Below are 18,042 nucleotides of genomic sequence, written 5' to 3'. Positions count from 1 at the left end.
ATGGCTAGAATGAAATTCTATTGTGATGAAGATAGATGTATCGAATGTTTTGCTTGTACTGTAGGTTGCTCTGAAGCTCATGAATTACCAACTGGTATTAGTAGAAGAAAAGTTATTACAATTGATGAAGGAATAGAAGGATTAGAATACTCTTTATCTATTGCTTGTATGCATTGTACAGATGCACCTTGTGAAAAGGTGTGTCCAGTTGATTGTTTTTATATAAGAGAAGATGGAATAGTACTTCATGATAAACATAAATGTATCGGGTGTGGGTATTGTTTATATGCCTGCCCTTTTGGAGCACCTCAATTTCCAAGAGATGGAGCCTTTGGTACAAAAGGTGAGATGGATAAATGTACTATGTGTGCAGGTGGTCCAGAAGAAACTAACTCAGAAGAAGAGCGAGAACTTTATGGTCAAAATAGAATTGCTGAAGGTAAAGTTCCTATGTGTGCAGCTGTATGTTCTACAAATGCACTTTTAGTAGGAGATGCGGAAAAAGTTACAGAAATCTTTAGAAAAAGAGTTTTGTCAAGAGGACATAATCATAACCTCGATTCTAAATCTTGGTCTTCTTCTAAATTGTAGAGAAAGAATTAATATGAAAATAAGAAATATAATATTCTTAATCATAGCACTATCAGGTATTGCATTTGCTGCAAATACCGAAAGTGCTATTTTTGGAAAAGATTTAGTAGCTAATATCTTGGCTTATAACAAAGAAGGAACTCTACACTTAGGAAAACTATTTACAGTATTACAAGATAAATATTTTTCAATAGTATTTTTAGCGATTTTATTAGGAGTCCCAGCCGTATTTTCAATCCACTATTATATTATTGGACCAATGATTTTTGCCCATGATAGAAAAAAAATATATGTATTTACTATGTTTCATAGACTAATCCATTGGATAGCAGGATTTTCATTTATTGTATTAATCCCAACAGGATTTATCATGATATTTGGTTCAACTTTTGGAGGAGGAGAATTTGTAAGAATAGCAAAAGAGTTACATGCAATTTCAACACCATTTTTTGCAGTAGCAGTACTACCTATGTTAATAATGTGGTTTAAAGATATGTTACCAACATCTGATGATATAAAATGGATGATGATACTTGGTGGATATTTAAATAAAAGAAAAGACCCCATTCCAGCAGGAAGATTTAATGCAGGACAAAAAATGTGGTTTTGGATATGTACTTTAGGTGGAATTATTATGATCATTACTGGTGCAGTGATGTACTTTCAAGATTTTAAACTTGGAATAGCAGCCTCTATGGGATTATCACAAATTGATTTCCTAAGATTAAGTGCAATTGTACATAATGTATTTGGAATGGCAGTTTCTGCACTATTCTTTACCCATGTTTATATGTCTGTTTTTGCAATAAAAGGTGCAATACATTCTATTATAACTGGATTTAAAGAAGAAGAAGAAGTTGAAATTCTTCATAGTACTTTCTATAAAGAATTAAAAAAAGAGAAAAAAATATAAGTAATCTTCTTTTTTAGAAGATTACTTAATAATTAAGTAAAGAACTTAACTATTTGTAACACAATTAAACTAATAGTAAAAATTAATTAACTATTTAAGTTGTACTTAAAAATGTGCTTGTAGAATTTGGTAAAATTTATTTTACCAAAGGCATATTTTATGCAAGAATTTATTTATTATAATCCCAACGGATTGGATTTTCCTATTAGTGAGGAAATTTTTGTAACATCAAATATAGAAGATGGCGCAAAATCAGACTTTTTAATATCTAACAGTCCACTTATCAAAAGTGAACTAACCGCTAAAGAAGTAGATTTTTATATCAAAAACTCTAAAGATTCTTTATCAAACAAAATCGAAAATGTATCAACACTTTATGAAATAGCAGCTACTAAGTATGATTTATCACAAGATATTTCTTATAATCAAGAATTAAATAATGAAGTTTTATTAATAGCGAATAATGAAGAAGAGTATAAAATTTTTGTAGAAAAGACCTTAGATGAAGATTTCAATTTATTTTATATCACAACAGATCTTTTAAAATCTATTTCTGGACATATAGGAAACTTAAGTGTTATAGTTGATGATGAAGGTAAAGATGTTACTTTAAATGTTTCTCAAATTGTTTGGTTTGATGCAAAAGAAGAAGGTTTAAAACAAAGTGGAACCTTTGATCCAAATCTTTCAAGTTTAGATGAAGTAATCAAACAATTAAAAGATAATATTGAAAACTATGAGTACAGAAAATTCATAACTTATGATTCTTCTATTTGTCAATATCATGAAAGAAGAGAAGAGATTTGTTCAAGATGTGAAGATGTTTGTCCAACAGTTGCAATAACAAAAGATGATAAAACAAAAACTCTATCTTTTTCTATGGTTGATTGTCTTGGTTGTGGTGGATGTATTAGTATTTGTCCATCAGGTTCACTTGAATATACACCAATGTCAAGAACTTCTATTTATGAAGTTTCAAAATTTTATAGCGGAAAAATTCCATTAATTATTCCAAGTAAAATGAATATGGAAAACTTATCTATAGATTTAAAAGAGAATGTTTTACCATTTGCAATTGATGGTGAAAAATTTTTAGATGAATCAATGTTTATTACAATAGCACAAGAATCAGGTTCACAAGTTGTTTTTTATAGTGACTTTTTATCAAAAGGAACAAGAAATGCTATTGATATCATCAATCAAATTTATCAAAAAAAATACTCAAAAGATGCAGTAATAGTTGCAGCTAATGAAGAAGAATTAAGTGAGGCTTTAAAAGAAGTAGACTTAATAGAAAACTCAAGATTTACATTTAATCATACAAGTTCTAAAAAAAGAGAAATCTTTGCAATTAGATTAAAACATATAGTAGGAGATGAGGATTTAGGAACAGTTAGCACAGGAGAATTTGTTCATTATGGAAAAATTCAAGTAAAAGAAGAGAACTGTACTTTATGTTTATCATGCGTGGGAGCCTGTAACGTCGATGCATTAGTAGCCGATGCCAGAGATAATACACTTAGAATAAATTCAAGTTTATGTACATCATGTGGATACTGTTTAGTTACTTGTCCAGAAGCTGATTGTATTAGTATTGAATCAGATGTAATTCACTTAAATAAAACTTGGTTTACAGAAGAAATCTTAGCACAAGATGAACTATTTGCCTGTGTTGAATGTGGTAAAGAGTTTGCTACAACAAAAGCTATTAACAAAATCGCAGCTATCATGAGTCCCTTATTTGCTTCAAATCCCGTAAAACAAAGAACATTATATTGTTGTGAAGATTGTAAAGCAAAACTTATGATAAAACAAGGATTATTAGATGCATAATTTAGAAATTGATAAAGCAAGACTTTTTTTATATAACTTATTATCTTTATTATTTGTAGAAGAATACTCTAAAAATAAAACAGAGCAAATAGTTGAAAATCTTGAAACACTATCAAATAATTCATTTGATGAAGATGTTAGAAAAGCAGCACTTGAGATTTTAGAGTATTTAAAAGAGAATGGAAATGAAAAAATTTATAGACGATTTCAAGAACTTTTTATTGTGCCATTTGGTACTTTCGTATCTTTGAGTGCTTCTTGGTATCACGAAGAGAGAGAAGGTGGTTATATGCAATTAAAAGTAAGGGATATCTTAGCTAAAACAAAAATTAGAAAAGATGAAAAATCATTTTCTGCACCTGAGGATCATTATGGTTTTATTTTTACTTTAAGTACATATTTAATAGAACAACAAATAGCAAATGAGATAAAAGAAGATTTACAAAAAGAGTTATTTAAAGATGTTATCAATCCATATTGTGATGAACTTTTTTATAAATTGATTGCTTCAGATGATCCTATATATAGTCCTGTGGGACTAATTTTAGGAAATGTTTGTAATTTTGAGAGAACTTATTTGGATATAGCAAAACCAAATAAATAAAAAAGGATAGAAAGTCCCCTTAAAAATTTTGTGGAATTTTTAAGGGGGCTTTTTACCCAAATTTAAAAAAGGAGTTATCATGGCGGATGAATTAAACCAAAGACGTGATTTCATCAAACGAGCTGGAATTGCGGCAACAGTTCTTGCAGGTTCAGTTGTTGCTACTGCTGCGACTTCTGAAAGTAGAGATCGTGGTGAAGTAAATAATGCTGGAAACGGTGTAGTTACTGGTCGTGCGAAGAAAAAAGAGATTCTTTACAAAAAGACAGCTGCATGGAATGAATTTTATAAAGCTGCAAAATAACAAAAGGAGATAAAAATGCAAATGCTTAAGAGCTTTGGAAGAAGAAGTTTTCTAAAAATGGCTTCTCTTGCTACAGCTGTAACAGCGACATCTGCCTTTGCAAGTACGGATAAAGTATTAAGAGCTGCTAGTGAAGAGGAAATCAAAAATCCTTATCCTGGTTCAAAACTTATTAAAACTATCTGTTCGCATTGTTCAGTTGGATGTGGTGTTATTGCTGAAGTACAAAATGGGGTGTGGGTTAGACAAGAGGTTGCACAAGACCATCCAATAAGTCACGGAGGTCACTGCTGTAAGGGTGCTGATATGATTGATAAAGCAAGAACAACTAATAGACTGCAATATCCAATCGAAAAAGTAAATGGTACTTGGAATAGACTTTCTTGGGATGATGCTATGAGTAAAGTTAGTGATAAACTAATGGCACTTAGAGATAAATTCGGACCAGATTCAGTTCAATTTATAGGATCAGCAAAAGTAAGTAATGAGCAAGCTTTCTATATTAGAAAATTTGCAGCTATGTTTGGAACAAATAATATAGATCACCAAGCTAGAATTTGACATAGTCCAACAGTTGCCGGTGTGGCAAATACGTGGGGATACGGAGCTATGACAAATCATATAGGTGATATGCAAAACTCGAAAGCTATTATTATTTTTGGAGCAAATCCTGCTTCTAACCATCCTATTGCTATGCAGCATATATTAAAAGCTAAACAGCTAAATGGGGCAAAAATCATTGTTGTAGATCCTAGATTTACAAAAACTGCTGCAAAAAGTGATCTTTACTGTCGAATTAGAACAGGTACAGATATCGCATTTTTGTATGGAATTATTAGATTAATTCGTGAGAATAAATGGTATGATAAATCATTTATTGCTGATAGAGTTTATGGAATGGACGATATTTTCAAAGAGTGTGAAGAGTATACTCCTGAACATGTTGAAGATATAACTGGCTGTTCTAAAGAACTTCTTATTCAAGCTGCAACTGCATTTGCAACAGCTGATCCTGGATGTTTGATTTGGAATCAAGGTTGGACACAACATACAATCGGTTCTTCAAATACAAGATTGGGATCAATTATGCAATTATCTCTTGGTAACTTAGGTAAACCAGGTGGTGGATGTAACATTTTAAGAGGTCATGATAATGTTCAAGGTTCAACAGACTTAGGATGTTTGGCTGATACACTTCCAGGATATTATGGATTAAGTGAAGGTTCTTGGAAATATTTTGCGAAACAATGGAATGTTGATTATGAATGGCTAAAAGGAAGATTTAAAACTAAAGAGATGATGGAAGCTAAAGGGTTTAGTCTTGGGCTTTGGATTCATGGTGTTTTAGATAAAGAAAATGAAAAAAATAATGCTGATACTCCAATTAAAGCTTTAGTTTGTATTGGTAATGGTATTTCTACTATTACTCAAACACATAAAGTAAAAGAAGCATTAGATAAATTAGAAATGGTTGTATTTATAGATCCATTTGTAAATGATGCCGCTGTTATTACAACAAGAAATGATAATTTATTTCTATTACCTGCTTCTACACAAGTTGAAACAGATGGAACAGTTGTAAATACTGCAAGAAGTGCACAATGGAGAACTAAAGTAATTGAACCTCTATATGAAGCAAGAGAAGATCAAGACATCTTATTTGACTTTGCAAAAAGATTAGGATTTTATGATCAATATATTGCAGGTATGGGTAAAGGTGATAAATTTAAATGGCCTGAAGATGCTACAGATGAAATTGCAAGAAGTTTAAAAACTATTGGTATGCAAGGACGAACTGCAGCTAGAATTAAAAAACATACTGAAAATTGGCACTTATTTGAGTCTACTTCTTTAAAAGGAAGAGGTCCAGTTGAGAAAGAATATTATGGTTTACCTTGGCCTTGTTGGACTGAAACTCATCCAGGAAGCCCAGTTTTATATAATATTAATATTCCTGTTGCTCAAGGTGGTATGGGATTTAGAAATAGATTTGGTTTAGAAAGAGATGGTGTTAATTTATTATCAGCTGAAGGCTCAGCTCCTAAAGGCAGTAGAATCAATGGTGGATATGCTGAAATTACAGCTAAAAACATTGAAGAATTAGCAGGAATTACATTAACAGATGCTGAGAAAAAAGCGGTTGAAGGTAAAAACTGGAAAACTGATGATAGTGGAATTTTAAATAAATATGCACTTGCTGCTGGACTTGCTCCTTATGGAAATGCAAGAGCTAGAGCTATTGTTTGGAACTTTATTGATCATATTCCAAAACACAGAGAACCTTTACACTCATTTAGACCTGATTTAGTGAAAAGATATCCAGCTGTTAAAGATAGATTAAATCACTTTAGAACAAATGTAAGATATGAAACTGAACAAAATGCACAAGTTTGGGTAAAAGATTATCCAATAAATATTGTTTCAGGAAGAATTGTTGAACACATGGGGTCTGGAACAGAAACAAGAGCGTCTAAATATTTATCTGAGTTATCAGGTGAAATGTATGGGGAGTTACACCCAAATCTTGCAGCAACTTTAGGTATTAAAGATGGTGAGATGATGTGGGTTTATGGAACTGGTGAAGGGAAAATAAGAATCAAATGTAAATACTCTTATAGAGTTGATGAAAAATCAGTATTCTTACCACAAAACTTCTCAGGTGTTTGGCAAGGTGAAAGTCTTTTAGGTAGATATCCTGATAAAACTGCTCCTTATGGAAGTGGTGAAAGTTCTAACCAAGTTACAAGTTACGGTTTTGACCAACAAACTTCTTGTCCTGAGACTAAATGTTCTCTTGTAAGAATTGAAAGAGCATAGGAGATACAAAATGAGTAATAATAATGTAGATTTTTCAAGAATGAAATTTTACTGTGATGAAAATCTTTGTATCGACTGTAATGGATGTGTTGTTGCTTGTAAAGAGGCACACGAAGTTCCAGTTGGAGTTAATAGAAGAAAAGTAGTTACTGTTAATGAAGGTATTGTAGGAAAAGAAATCTCTATTTCTATGGCTTGTATGCATTGTGCTGATGCACCTTGTCAACAAGTTTGTCCTACTGATTGTTTTTATATTAGAACAGACGGTATTGTTTTACACAACAAAGATATTTGTATTGGTTGTGGTTATTGTTTATTCGCTTGTCCATTTGGTGCTCCTCAATTTCCAAAAGATGGTGCATTTGGTACAAAAGGTAAAATGGACAAATGTACTATGTGTGCTGGTGGTCCTGAAGAGACTAACTCTCATGAAGAGTTTGAAAAATATGGTCAAAATAGAATTAGTGAAGGTAAAGTTCCTATGTGTGCAGCAATGTGTTCTACTAAAGCTTTACTTGTTGGTGATGCTGATGAAGTTGCTTTAATCAAAACTTATAGAGCTACTTTCAAAGGTAAAGGTATCGCTACTGAATCATATGGTTGGTAAGGATAGATAATGGAAAATAGCTCATTTTATAGTAGAAACAAAGCTTATATTCTTACACTTCTTGGGCTATCAATTGTTGGATTTATATTTGTTAAGTATCTCATGATTATGGATTGGGATTACTTGATTAGATATTCAATTCATGTTATCACAGGTGGAAATGTGGATGGAGTTTTAACTCCTCCCTCTTCTACTCATAAAGCTATGGTTGATGCAGCATTTGGACCTAGTTATGAATCTATTGCTCCTGAAATTATAAGAGCAAGTAATGAAAGACAACTTTACATTTGGTGGGTTTTTTGTGGTGAAATTGCAATTTTCTGTTTCATGTATGCTTTTTATGGAAGAAAAAGTGCAGTTATTACAAATCCTAATGACCAAGTTCAAGTATTCTCTTTATTTCATAGAGCCATAATTTGGTTAAATGTTGTTATTATTATAACTCTTGTTATTACTGGATTCAACATCACTTGGAGTTTAAGAAGTGGTGGTGGTTTTATTCCTTATATATTAAGAGGTACTCATGAGGTTACTGGTTTAGTTTGGATACCTTTATGGTTTATGATGACAATAATAGCTTTTAAAGATGCAAAACTTTTGATAAAAAATAGTATTATTAAAAAGATTATTCTTCCGGGTAAATTTAAGCCTATGAAAAGGGTAATTTTTATAGCATTTGTAGCAATGGGAGCAGGTTTAGCACTTAGTGGTGGTATTATTTGGTACATTGATCCAGATGCTTATACTAATGCTCAATTTATTCAACTTAAAAGAGCCTTACTTTACCTACACTTCGGTGCTAGTGTATTGATTATGTTCTTTTTATTAGATTTTGTGTATTCTGTTTTAGTTGCTGTTAAAGGAAATTTTAAAGGTTTAATTACTGGTAAATATCCAAGAGAGCATTTACAACAACTTGCACCTGACATTTTAGAAGATTTAGAAAATAAAAAAGGATAATGGCATGACAACGCCTATGAGAAGTGAAAACTTCTCCCTTTTTCCTCAAGATTTTAGTCAACTTTTTAAAGTTGACTATTCAAAATATCTCAATTCCATATTATTTACTTAAAAATCAAATAAAACATTAACAATTTGTAGCACAAATACTTATTGGTAAAAATTAATTAACTATTTAAGTATATTTTAAGATTATGCTTATAAAATTAGATTAAATATATTTAACCAAAGGGCATAGTTTATGCAAGAATTTATTTATTATAATCCCAACGGATTGGATTTTCCTATTAGTGAGGAAATTTTTGTAACATCAAATATAGAAGATGGCGCAAAATCAGACTTTTTAATATCTAACAGTCCACTTATCAAAAGTGAACTAACCGCTAAAGAAGTAGATTTTTATATCAAAAACTCTAAAGATTCTTTATCAAACAAAATCGAAAATGTATCAACACTTTATGAAATAGCAGCTACTAAGTATGATTTATCACAAGATATTTCTTATAATCAAGAATTAAATAATGAAGTTTTATTAATAGCGAATAATGAAGAAGAGTATAAAATTTTTGTAGAAAAGACCTTAGATGAAGATTTCAATTTATTTTATATCACAACAGATCTTTTAAAATCTATTTCTGGACATATAGGAAACTTAAGTGTTATAGTTGATGATGAAGGTAAAGATGTTACTTTAAATGTTTCTCAAATTGTTTGGTTTGATGCAAAAGAAGAAGGTTTAAAACAAAGTGGAACCTTTGATCCAAATCTTTCAAGTTTAGATGAAGTAATCAAACAATTAAAAGATAATATTGAAAACTATGAGTACAGAAAATTCATAACTTATGATTCTTCTATTTGTCAATATCATGAAAGAAGAGAAGAGATTTGTTCAAGATGTGAAGATGTTTGTCCAACAGTTGCAATAACAAAAGATGATAAAACAAAAACTCTATCTTTTTCTATGGTTGATTGTCTTGGTTGTGGTGGATGTATTAGTATTTGTCCATCAGGTTCACTTGAATATACACCAATGTCAAGAACTTCTATTTATGAAGTTTCAAAATTTTATAGCGGAAAAATTCCATTAATTATTCCAAGTAAAATGAATATGGAAAACTTATCTATAGATTTAAAAGAGAATGTTTTACCATTTGCAATTGATGGTGAAAAATTTTTAGATGAATCAATGTTTATTACAATAGCACAAGAATCAGGTTCACAAGTTGTTTTTTATAGTGACTTTTTATCAAAAGGAACAAGAAATGCTATTGATATCATCAATCAAATTTATCAAAAAAAATACTCAAAAGATGCAGTAATAGTTGCAGCTAATGAAGAAGAATTAAGTGAGGCTTTAAAAGAAGTAGACTTAATAGAAAACTCAAGATTTACATTTAATCATACAAGTTCTAAAAAAAGAGAAATCTTTGCAATTAGATTAAAACATATAGTAGGAGATGAGGATTTAGGAACAGTTAGCACAGGAGAATTTGTTCATTATGGAAAAATTCAAGTAAAAGAAGAGAACTGTACTTTATGTTTATCATGCGTGGGAGCCTGTAACGTCGATGCATTAGTAGCCGATGCCAGAGATAATACACTTAGAATAAATTCAAGTTTATGTACATCATGTGGATACTGTTTAGTTACTTGTCCAGAAGCTGATTGTATTAGTATTGAATCAGATGTAATTCACTTAAATAAAACTTGGTTTACAGAAGAAATCTTAGCACAAGATGAACTATTTGCCTGTGTTGAATGTGGTAAAGAGTTTGCTACAACAAAAGCTATTAACAAAATCGCAGCTATCATGAGTCCCTTATTTGCTTCAAATCCCGTAAAACAAAGAACATTATATTGTTGTGAAGATTGTAAAGCAAAACTTATGATAAAACAAGGATTATTAGATGCATAATTTAGAAATTGATAAAGCAAGACTTTTTTTATATAACTTATTATCTTTATTATTTGTAGAAGAATACTCTAAAAATAAAACAGAGCAAATAGTTGAAAATCTTGAAACACTATCAAATAATTCATTTGATGAAGATGTTAGAAAAGCAGCACTTGAGATTTTAGAGTATTTAAAAGAGAATGGAAATGAAAAAATTTATAGACGATTTCAAGAACTTTTTATTGTGCCATTTGGTACTTTCGTATCTTTGAGTGCTTCTTGGTATCACGAAGAGAGAGAAGGTGGTTATATGCAATTAAAAGTAAGGGATATCTTAGCTAAAACAAAAATTAGAAAAGATGAAAAATCATTTTCTGCACCTGAGGATCATTATGGTTTTATTTTTACTTTAAGTACATATTTAATAGAACAACAAATAGCAAATGAGATAAAAGAAGATTTACAAAAAGAGTTATTTAAAGATGTTATCAATCCATATTGTGATGAACTTTTTTATAAATTGATTGCTTCAGATGATCCTATATATAGTCCTGTGGGACTAATTTTAGGAAATGTTTGTAATTTTGAGAGAACTTATTTGGATATAGCAAAACCAAATAAATAAAAAAGGATAGAAAGTCCCCTTAAAAATTTTGTGGAATTTTTAAGGGGGCTTTTTACCCAAATTTAAAAAAGGAGTTATCATGGCGGATGAATTAAACCAAAGACGTGATTTCATCAAACGAGCTGGAATTGCGGCAACAGTTCTTGCAGGTTCAGTTGTTGCTACTGCTGCGACTTCTGAAAGTAGAGATCGTGGTGAAGTAAATAATGCTGGAAACGGTGTAGTTACTGGTCGTGCGAAGAAAAAAGAGATTCTTTACAAAAAGACAGCTGCATGGAATGAATTTTATAAAGCTGCAAAATAACAAAAGGAGATAAAAATGCAAATGCTTAAGAGCTTTGGAAGAAGAAGTTTTCTAAAAATGGCTTCTCTTGCTACAGCTGTAACAGCGACATCTGCCTTTGCAAGTACGGATAAAGTATTAAGAGCTGCTAGTGAAGAGGAAATCAAAAATCCTTATCCTGGTTCAAAACTTATTAAAACTATCTGTTCGCATTGTTCAGTTGGATGTGGTGTTATTGCTGAAGTACAAAATGGGGTGTGGGTTAGACAAGAGGTTGCACAAGACCATCCAATAAGTCACGGAGGTCACTGCTGTAAGGGTGCTGATATGATTGATAAAGCAAGAACAACTAATAGACTGCAATATCCAATCGAAAAAGTAAATGGTACTTGGAATAGACTTTCTTGGGATGATGCTATGAGTAAAGTTAGTGATAAACTAATGGCACTTAGAGATAAATTCGGACCAGATTCAGTTCAATTTATAGGATCAGCAAAAGTAAGTAATGAGCAAGCTTTCTATATTAGAAAATTTGCAGCTATGTTTGGAACAAATAATATAGATCACCAAGCTAGAATTTGACATAGTCCAACAGTTGCCGGTGTGGCAAATACGTGGGGATACGGAGCTATGACAAATCATATAGGTGATATGCAAAACTCGAAAGCTATTATTATTTTTGGAGCAAATCCTGCTTCTAACCATCCTATTGCTATGCAGCATATATTAAAAGCTAAACAGCTAAATGGGGCAAAAATCATTGTTGTAGATCCTAGATTTACAAAAACTGCTGCAAAAAGTGATCTTTACTGTCGAATTAGAACAGGTACAGATATCGCATTTTTGTATGGAATTATTAGATTAATTCGTGAGAATAAATGGTATGATAAATCATTTATTGCTGATAGAGTTTATGGAATGGACGATATTTTCAAAGAGTGTGAAGAGTATACTCCTGAACATGTTGAAGATATAACTGGCTGTTCTAAAGAACTTCTTATTCAAGCTGCAACTGCATTTGCAACAGCTGATCCTGGATGTTTGATTTGGAATCAAGGTTGGACACAACATACAATCGGTTCTTCAAATACAAGATTGGGATCAATTATGCAATTATCTCTTGGTAACTTAGGTAAACCAGGTGGTGGATGTAACATTTTAAGAGGTCATGATAATGTTCAAGGTTCAACAGACTTAGGATGTTTGGCTGATACACTTCCAGGATATTATGGATTAAGTGAAGGTTCTTGGAAATATTTTGCGAAACAATGGAATGTTGATTATGAATGGCTAAAAGGAAGATTTAAAACTAAAGAGATGATGGAAGCTAAAGGGTTTAGTCTTGGGCTTTGGATTCATGGTGTTTTAGATAAAGAAAATGAAAAAAATAATGCTGATACTCCAATTAAAGCTTTAGTTTGTATTGGTAATGGTATTTCTACTATTACTCAAACACATAAAGTAAAAGAAGCATTAGATAAATTAGAAATGGTTGTATTTATAGATCCATTTGTAAATGATGCCGCTGTTATTACAACAAGAAATGATAATTTATTTCTATTACCTGCTTCTACACAAGTTGAAACAGATGGAACAGTTGTAAATACTGCAAGAAGTGCACAATGGAGAACTAAAGTAATTGAACCTCTATATGAAGCAAGAGAAGATCAAGACATCTTATTTGACTTTGCAAAAAGATTAGGATTTTATGATCAATATATTGCAGGTATGGGTAAAGGTGATAAATTTAAATGGCCTGAAGATGCTACAGATGAAATTGCAAGAAGTTTAAAAACTATTGGTATGCAAGGACGAACTGCAGCTAGAATTAAAAAACATACTGAAAATTGGCACTTATTTGAGTCTACTTCTTTAAAAGGAAGAGGTCCAGTTGAGAAAGAATATTATGGTTTACCTTGGCCTTGTTGGACTGAAACTCATCCAGGAAGCCCAGTTTTATATAATATTAATATTCCTGTTGCTCAAGGTGGTATGGGATTTAGAAATAGATTTGGTTTAGAAAGAGATGGTGTTAATTTATTATCAGCTGAAGGCTCAGCTCCTAAAGGCAGTAGAATCAATGGTGGATATGCTGAAATTACAGCTAAAAACATTGAAGAATTAGCAGGAATTACATTAACAGATGCTGAGAAAAAAGCGGTTGAAGGTAAAAACTGGAAAACTGATGATAGTGGAATTTTAAATAAATATGCACTTGCTGCTGGACTTGCTCCTTATGGAAATGCAAGAGCTAGAGCTATTGTTTGGAACTTTATTGATCATATTCCAAAACACAGAGAACCTTTACACTCATTTAGACCTGATTTAGTGAAAAGATATCCAGCTGTTAAAGATAGATTAAATCACTTTAGAACAAATGTAAGATATGAAACTGAACAAAATGCACAAGTTTGGGTAAAAGATTATCCAATAAATATTGTTTCAGGAAGAATTGTTGAACACATGGGGTCTGGAACAGAAACAAGAGCGTCTAAATATTTATCTGAGTTATCAGGTGAAATGTATGGGGAGTTACACCCAAATCTTGCAGCAACTTTAGGTATTAAAGATGGTGAGATGATGTGGGTTTATGGAACTGGTGAAGGGAAAATAAGAATCAAATGTAAATACTCTTATAGAGTTGATGAAAAATCAGTATTCTTACCACAAAACTTCTCAGGTGTTTGGCAAGGTGAAAGTCTTTTAGGTAGATATCCTGATAAAACTGCTCCTTATGGAAGTGGTGAAAGTTCTAACCAAGTTACAAGTTACGGTTTTGACCAACAAACTTCTTGTCCTGAGACTAAATGTTCTCTTGTAAGAATTGAAAGAGCATAGGAGATACAAAATGAGTAATAATAATGTAGATTTTTCAAGAATGAAATTTTACTGTGATGAAAATCTTTGTATCGACTGTAATGGATGTGTTGTTGCTTGTAAAGAGGCACACGAAGTTCCAGTTGGAGTTAATAGAAGAAAAGTAGTTACTGTTAATGAAGGTATTGTAGGAAAAGAAATCTCTATTTCTATGGCTTGTATGCATTGTGCTGATGCACCTTGTCAACAAGTTTGTCCTACTGATTGTTTTTATATTAGAACAGACGGTATTGTTTTACACAACAAAGATATTTGTATTGGTTGTGGTTATTGTTTATTCGCTTGTCCATTTGGTGCTCCTCAATTTCCAAAAGATGGTGCATTTGGTACAAAAGGTAAAATGGACAAATGTACTATGTGTGCTGGTGGTCCTGAAGAGACTAACTCTCATGAAGAGTTTGAAAAATATGGTCAAAATAGAATTAGTGAAGGTAAAGTTCCTATGTGTGCAGCAATGTGTTCTACTAAAGCTTTACTTGTTGGTGATGCTGATGAAGTTGCTTTAATCAAAACTTATAGAGCTACTTTCAAAGGTAAAGGTATCGCTACTGAATCATATGGTTGGTAAGGATAGATAATGGAAAATAGCTCATTTTATAGTAGAAACAAAGCTTATATTCTTACACTTCTTGGGCTATCAATTGTTGGATTTATATTTGTTAAGTATCTCATGATTATGGATTGGGATTACTTGATTAGATATTCAATTCATGTTATCACAGGTGGAAATGTGGATGGAGTTTTAACTCCTCCCTCTTCTACTCATAAAGCTATGGTTGATGCAGCATTTGGACCTAGTTATGAATCTATTGCTCCTGAAATTATAAGAGCAAGTAATGAAAGACAACTTTACATTTGGTGGGTTTTTTGTGGTGAAATTGCAATTTTCTGTTTCATGTATGCTTTTTATGGAAGAAAAAGTGCAGTTATTACAAATCCTAATGACCAAGTTCAAGTATTCTCTTTATTTCATAGAGCCATAATTTGGTTAAATGTTGTTATTATTATAACTCTTGTTATTACTGGATTCAACATCACTTGGAGTTTAAGAAGTGGTGGTGGTTTTATTCCTTATATATTAAGAGGTACTCATGAGGTTACTGGTTTAGTTTGGATACCTTTATGGTTTATGATGACAATAATAGCTTTTAAAGATGCAAAACTTTTGATAAAAAATAGTATTATTAAAAAGATTATTCTTCCGGGTAAATTTAAGCCTATGAAAAGGGTAATTTTTATAGCATTTGTAGCAATGGGAGCAGGTTTAGCACTTAGTGGTGGTATTATTTGGTACATTGATCCAGATGCTTATACTAATGCTCAATTTATTCAACTTAAAAGAGCCTTACTTTACCTACACTTCGGTGCTAGTGTATTGATTATGTTCTTTTTATTAGATTTTGTGTATTCTGTTTTAGTTGCTGTTAAAGGAAATTTTAAAGGTTTAATTACTGGTAAATATCCAAGAGAGCATTTACAACAACTTGCACCTGACATTTTAGAAGATTTAGAAAATAAAAAAGGATAATGGCATGACAACGCCTATGAGAAGTGAAAACTTCTCCCTTTTTCCTCAAGATTTTAATGATTTTTGTAAAAAAGTAATCATAGAAAAGTTTGATGAAAATGGGATTGAACTAATTGAAGACAATGTTATTAAAGAAGAGCGAGTAGAATTTTTTATAAACAATGAAAAATTTCTTTCTGTGATGACAATCGCTAAAGATCAAGATGCACATATTGTTGGGTTTTTACTTAGTGAAGCTGTTATAAAAAGTTTTGATGATGTAAAAGATATATCTATTTCAGAAGATGGATTAAAAGTTAATATCAATGCAAACATAAGCCAAGATGGCTATGCAAACCTTTTCAAAGAGAAAACACTTACTTCTGGTTGTTGCGTTGGAGTAACGGGAAATGCAGACAAAAGTTTTGAATGTGCTTTTGTAAATACAAAGTATAGTGTAAATGCAAATGATATTTTATCTAATATGAGAAAATTTAACACACCTAGTGAACTTTTTGAGAACACAGGTTGTGTACATAAAGCTGAACTTATTTTGGAAGATGGTACAATTTTTACTTCTGAAGACATTGGACGGCACAATGCTATTGATAAAGTTGTGGGTCTAGCTTCAATGAATAAAAAAGATATTAAAAAATCAGTTTTATATGCAAGTGGAAGATTATCAATGGAGATGGTTGTAAAGTGTGTAATGCACAAAATCCCTATTGTTGTATCAAAAGCTGCTGTAACTTTTCAAGGATTAAAAGCTGCCAATGAACATGGAATCACATTAATTGGCTTTGCAAGAAATAAAAAGATGAATATATATACACATTCTGGAAGAATAAATGTCTAAATTCCAATTGGATGAGACACAAAAAGACCTTGTATTAACTAACTTAGACGAAGACGGGAAACTATCTTGTCTAAAAGCATTTAAGGTTGCAAGATTGATTGGTATAAAACCAATTCAGATGTCAGAAGCTTGTAAAAGTATTGATATCAAAATAACAAATTGTGAACTGGGAGTTTTTGGAAAACTGGAATTCAAAGATTTCGAAGAAAATATTTACAATAGCCTAAGTCGTAACTTTGCATATGATAAAAAAGTAGAGTGCAAAATCTTATGGGATGAAGCAAGAAACTCAACATTAAGAAGAGTTGGGTCAACAGTAAAAGCTTCAGATATAAAAGTAACTCACTGCCAACTTGGATGTTTTAGGGAAAGAAAAGGCAAAAAAGAGAATGCCTAAACTAAATCACATTCAGTATGCTAAAGCTGAATCTATTTTAATAGAAAATAACTATTCTTTAAGTGCACTTGTCGAAAATACTTCATTTGATGAATTAACTCAAGAGTATAAAAAAAAACTTCACTTTACTAAACTAAAAACATTTTCTTTTTCAAAAGAGGGATTTTTAGGTCTTCTTTTAGAATTAAAAACAAATATTGCAATTAGTCTTGGAGAATCACAAGCTATAATAGCTGCTGGAAAGTTATTCGAAACTCTTGGATTTGAAATCACTTGGTTAGATTTAAATATAGATGGAAAAGTAAAGTTATCTGCTTTAGAAAATAAAACGATAGATTTTCTTTTTTTATCTTCATATGTTATGGATACTTTTGTAATAACAAATTTACAAAAGATAAAAGAAAAAACAAAAGCTAAAATCATCTCAAATGCAAGTGCAAACCTTGATAAAAATTCTGATATTATATATTTTGATCCATATAAACTAACAGGCTATAATACAAATACAGTGCTTCTATTTAATGATGAAACTTTCTCATTACTGCCAATAGGAGAAATAGATGCAATAGCTTGCAAACTATGCCTTAATGCAATAGATAAACAACACTTCAATACAAAACCAAAAGCTATATTTTTAGAAAAATTAAAGGCGACTTTCAAAGATGATATTTACTTTTTTGTTGAGCCAGATACGACTTTAGAGTACACTTTGCATTTTGCCCTAAAGGGTATAAAAGCAAGGGAATTAATACGAACTTTAGCTTTAAGTGAAATATATCTTACAAATGGAGAGGGTTGCTCTTTAGGGCTTTCAAAGCCTTCAAGAATCATACAAGCTATGGGTTATGATGAAATGACAAGTAGAAACTCTCTTAGCTTATCTTTTGTGGATGAGATAAGCCAAGAAGAGATTGAAAAAGTAATAAAACTTATGTATTTAAAATATAAGCAAATAAAGTCTTTTTCTTAAAAGA

17 protein-coding genes are annotated in these 18,042 nt (G+C 31.3%); all 17 read left to right on the top strand.

Annotation, left to right across the window (positions count from 1 at the left end; genetic code table 11):
* The 17 genes from fdh3B (LXN10_RS11435) (at position 1) to LXN10_RS11355 (ending at position 18,038) form a co-directional block, all read left to right on the top strand.
* Positions 1-591, top strand: coding sequence for a formate dehydrogenase FDH3 subunit beta (fdh3B, locus tag LXN10_RS11435; protein ID WP_375725342.1), 591 nt, complete (start codon positions 1-3; stop codon positions 589-591).
* Between the two features lie 13 nt (positions 592-604).
* On the top strand, positions 605-1,504 hold the full coding sequence (locus LXN10_RS11430) for a formate dehydrogenase subunit gamma (protein ID WP_375723139.1): 900 nt from the start codon (positions 605-607) through the stop codon (positions 1,502-1,504).
* A 159-nt stretch (positions 1,505-1,663) separates the two neighbouring features.
* Positions 1,664-3,337 (top strand): ATP-binding protein, encoded by a 1,674-nt coding sequence (locus LXN10_RS11425; RefSeq protein WP_375723138.1) that lies wholly within the window; start codon positions 1,664-1,666, stop codon positions 3,335-3,337.
* Positions 3,330-3,941, top strand: coding sequence for a molecular chaperone TorD family protein (locus tag LXN10_RS11420; RefSeq protein ID WP_375723137.1), 612 nt, complete (start codon positions 3,330-3,332; stop codon positions 3,939-3,941). The genes LXN10_RS11425 and LXN10_RS11420 overlap by 8 nt, the downstream gene beginning before the upstream one ends.
* Before the next feature lie 79 nt (positions 3,942-4,020).
* Positions 4,021-4,245, top strand: a complete 225-nt coding sequence (locus tag LXN10_RS11415) for a twin-arginine translocation signal domain-containing protein (RefSeq protein ID WP_375723136.1) — start codon at positions 4,021-4,023, stop codon at positions 4,243-4,245.
* A 15-nt stretch (positions 4,246-4,260) separates the two neighbouring features.
* Positions 4,261-7,062: a molybdopterin-dependent oxidoreductase gene (locus tag LXN10_RS11410; RefSeq protein WP_375723135.1), complete on the top strand. Its 2,802-nt coding sequence runs from the start codon at positions 4,261-4,263 to the stop codon at positions 7,060-7,062.
* Between the two features lie 10 nt (positions 7,063-7,072).
* On the top strand, positions 7,073-7,669 hold the full coding sequence (fdh3B, locus tag LXN10_RS11405) for a formate dehydrogenase FDH3 subunit beta (protein ID WP_013134773.1): 597 nt from the start codon (positions 7,073-7,075) through the stop codon (positions 7,667-7,669).
* A gap of 9 nt (positions 7,670-7,678) precedes the next feature.
* Positions 7,679-8,629: a cytochrome b/b6 domain-containing protein gene (locus tag LXN10_RS11400; protein WP_375723134.1), complete on the top strand. Its 951-nt coding sequence runs from the start codon at positions 7,679-7,681 to the stop codon at positions 8,627-8,629.
* Between the two features lie 241 nt (positions 8,630-8,870).
* Positions 8,871-10,544, top strand: coding sequence for an ATP-binding protein (locus tag LXN10_RS11395; RefSeq protein WP_375723138.1), 1,674 nt, complete (start codon positions 8,871-8,873; stop codon positions 10,542-10,544).
* Positions 10,537-11,148: a molecular chaperone TorD family protein gene (locus tag LXN10_RS11390; RefSeq protein ID WP_375723137.1), complete on the top strand. Its 612-nt coding sequence runs from the start codon at positions 10,537-10,539 to the stop codon at positions 11,146-11,148. Before LXN10_RS11395 ends, LXN10_RS11390 begins: the two co-directional genes overlap by 8 nt.
* Positions 11,149-11,227: 79 nt before the next feature.
* Entirely contained in the window at positions 11,228-11,452 is a 225-nt protein-coding gene (locus tag LXN10_RS11385) for a twin-arginine translocation signal domain-containing protein (protein ID WP_375723136.1), read from the top strand.
* A gap of 15 nt (positions 11,453-11,467) precedes the next feature.
* The gene (locus LXN10_RS11380) at positions 11,468-14,269 is read left to right on the top strand and encodes a molybdopterin-dependent oxidoreductase (RefSeq protein WP_375723135.1); all 2,802 of its coding nucleotides are present in this window, start codon (positions 11,468-11,470) and stop codon (positions 14,267-14,269) included.
* Between the two features lie 10 nt (positions 14,270-14,279).
* A complete protein-coding gene (fdh3B, locus tag LXN10_RS11375) occupies positions 14,280-14,876 on the top strand; it encodes a formate dehydrogenase FDH3 subunit beta (RefSeq protein ID WP_013134773.1) in 597 nt (198 codons plus the stop codon).
* A 9-nt stretch (positions 14,877-14,885) separates the two neighbouring features.
* A complete protein-coding gene (locus LXN10_RS11370) occupies positions 14,886-15,836 on the top strand; it encodes a cytochrome b/b6 domain-containing protein (RefSeq protein WP_375723134.1) in 951 nt (316 codons plus the stop codon).
* A gap of 4 nt (positions 15,837-15,840) precedes the next feature.
* Positions 15,841-16,671 carry a formate dehydrogenase accessory sulfurtransferase FdhD gene (gene fdhD / locus LXN10_RS11365; protein WP_375723133.1) on the top strand — a complete coding sequence of 277 codons (831 nt, stop codon included), beginning with the start codon at positions 15,841-15,843 and terminating at the stop codon, positions 16,669-16,671.
* Positions 16,664-17,068, top strand: coding sequence for a ModE family transcriptional regulator (locus LXN10_RS11360; RefSeq protein ID WP_375723132.1), 405 nt, complete (start codon positions 16,664-16,666; stop codon positions 17,066-17,068). The genes fdhD and LXN10_RS11360 overlap by 8 nt, the downstream gene beginning before the upstream one ends.
* Positions 17,061-18,038 carry a cysteine desulfurase gene (locus tag LXN10_RS11355; protein ID WP_375723131.1) on the top strand — a complete coding sequence of 326 codons (978 nt, stop codon included), beginning with the start codon at positions 17,061-17,063 and terminating at the stop codon, positions 18,036-18,038. Before LXN10_RS11360 ends, LXN10_RS11355 begins: the two co-directional genes overlap by 8 nt.
* Positions 18,039-18,042: the final 4 nt, after the last annotated feature.

The sequence above is a fragment of the Arcobacter iocasae genome, from assembly GCF_042214795.1.
GTDB lineage: Bacteria > Campylobacterota > Campylobacteria > Campylobacterales > Arcobacteraceae > Arcobacter > Arcobacter iocasae.
The sequence above is the reverse complement of the archived record's forward strand: the minus strand, read 5'-3'. Positions and strand labels throughout refer to the sequence as shown.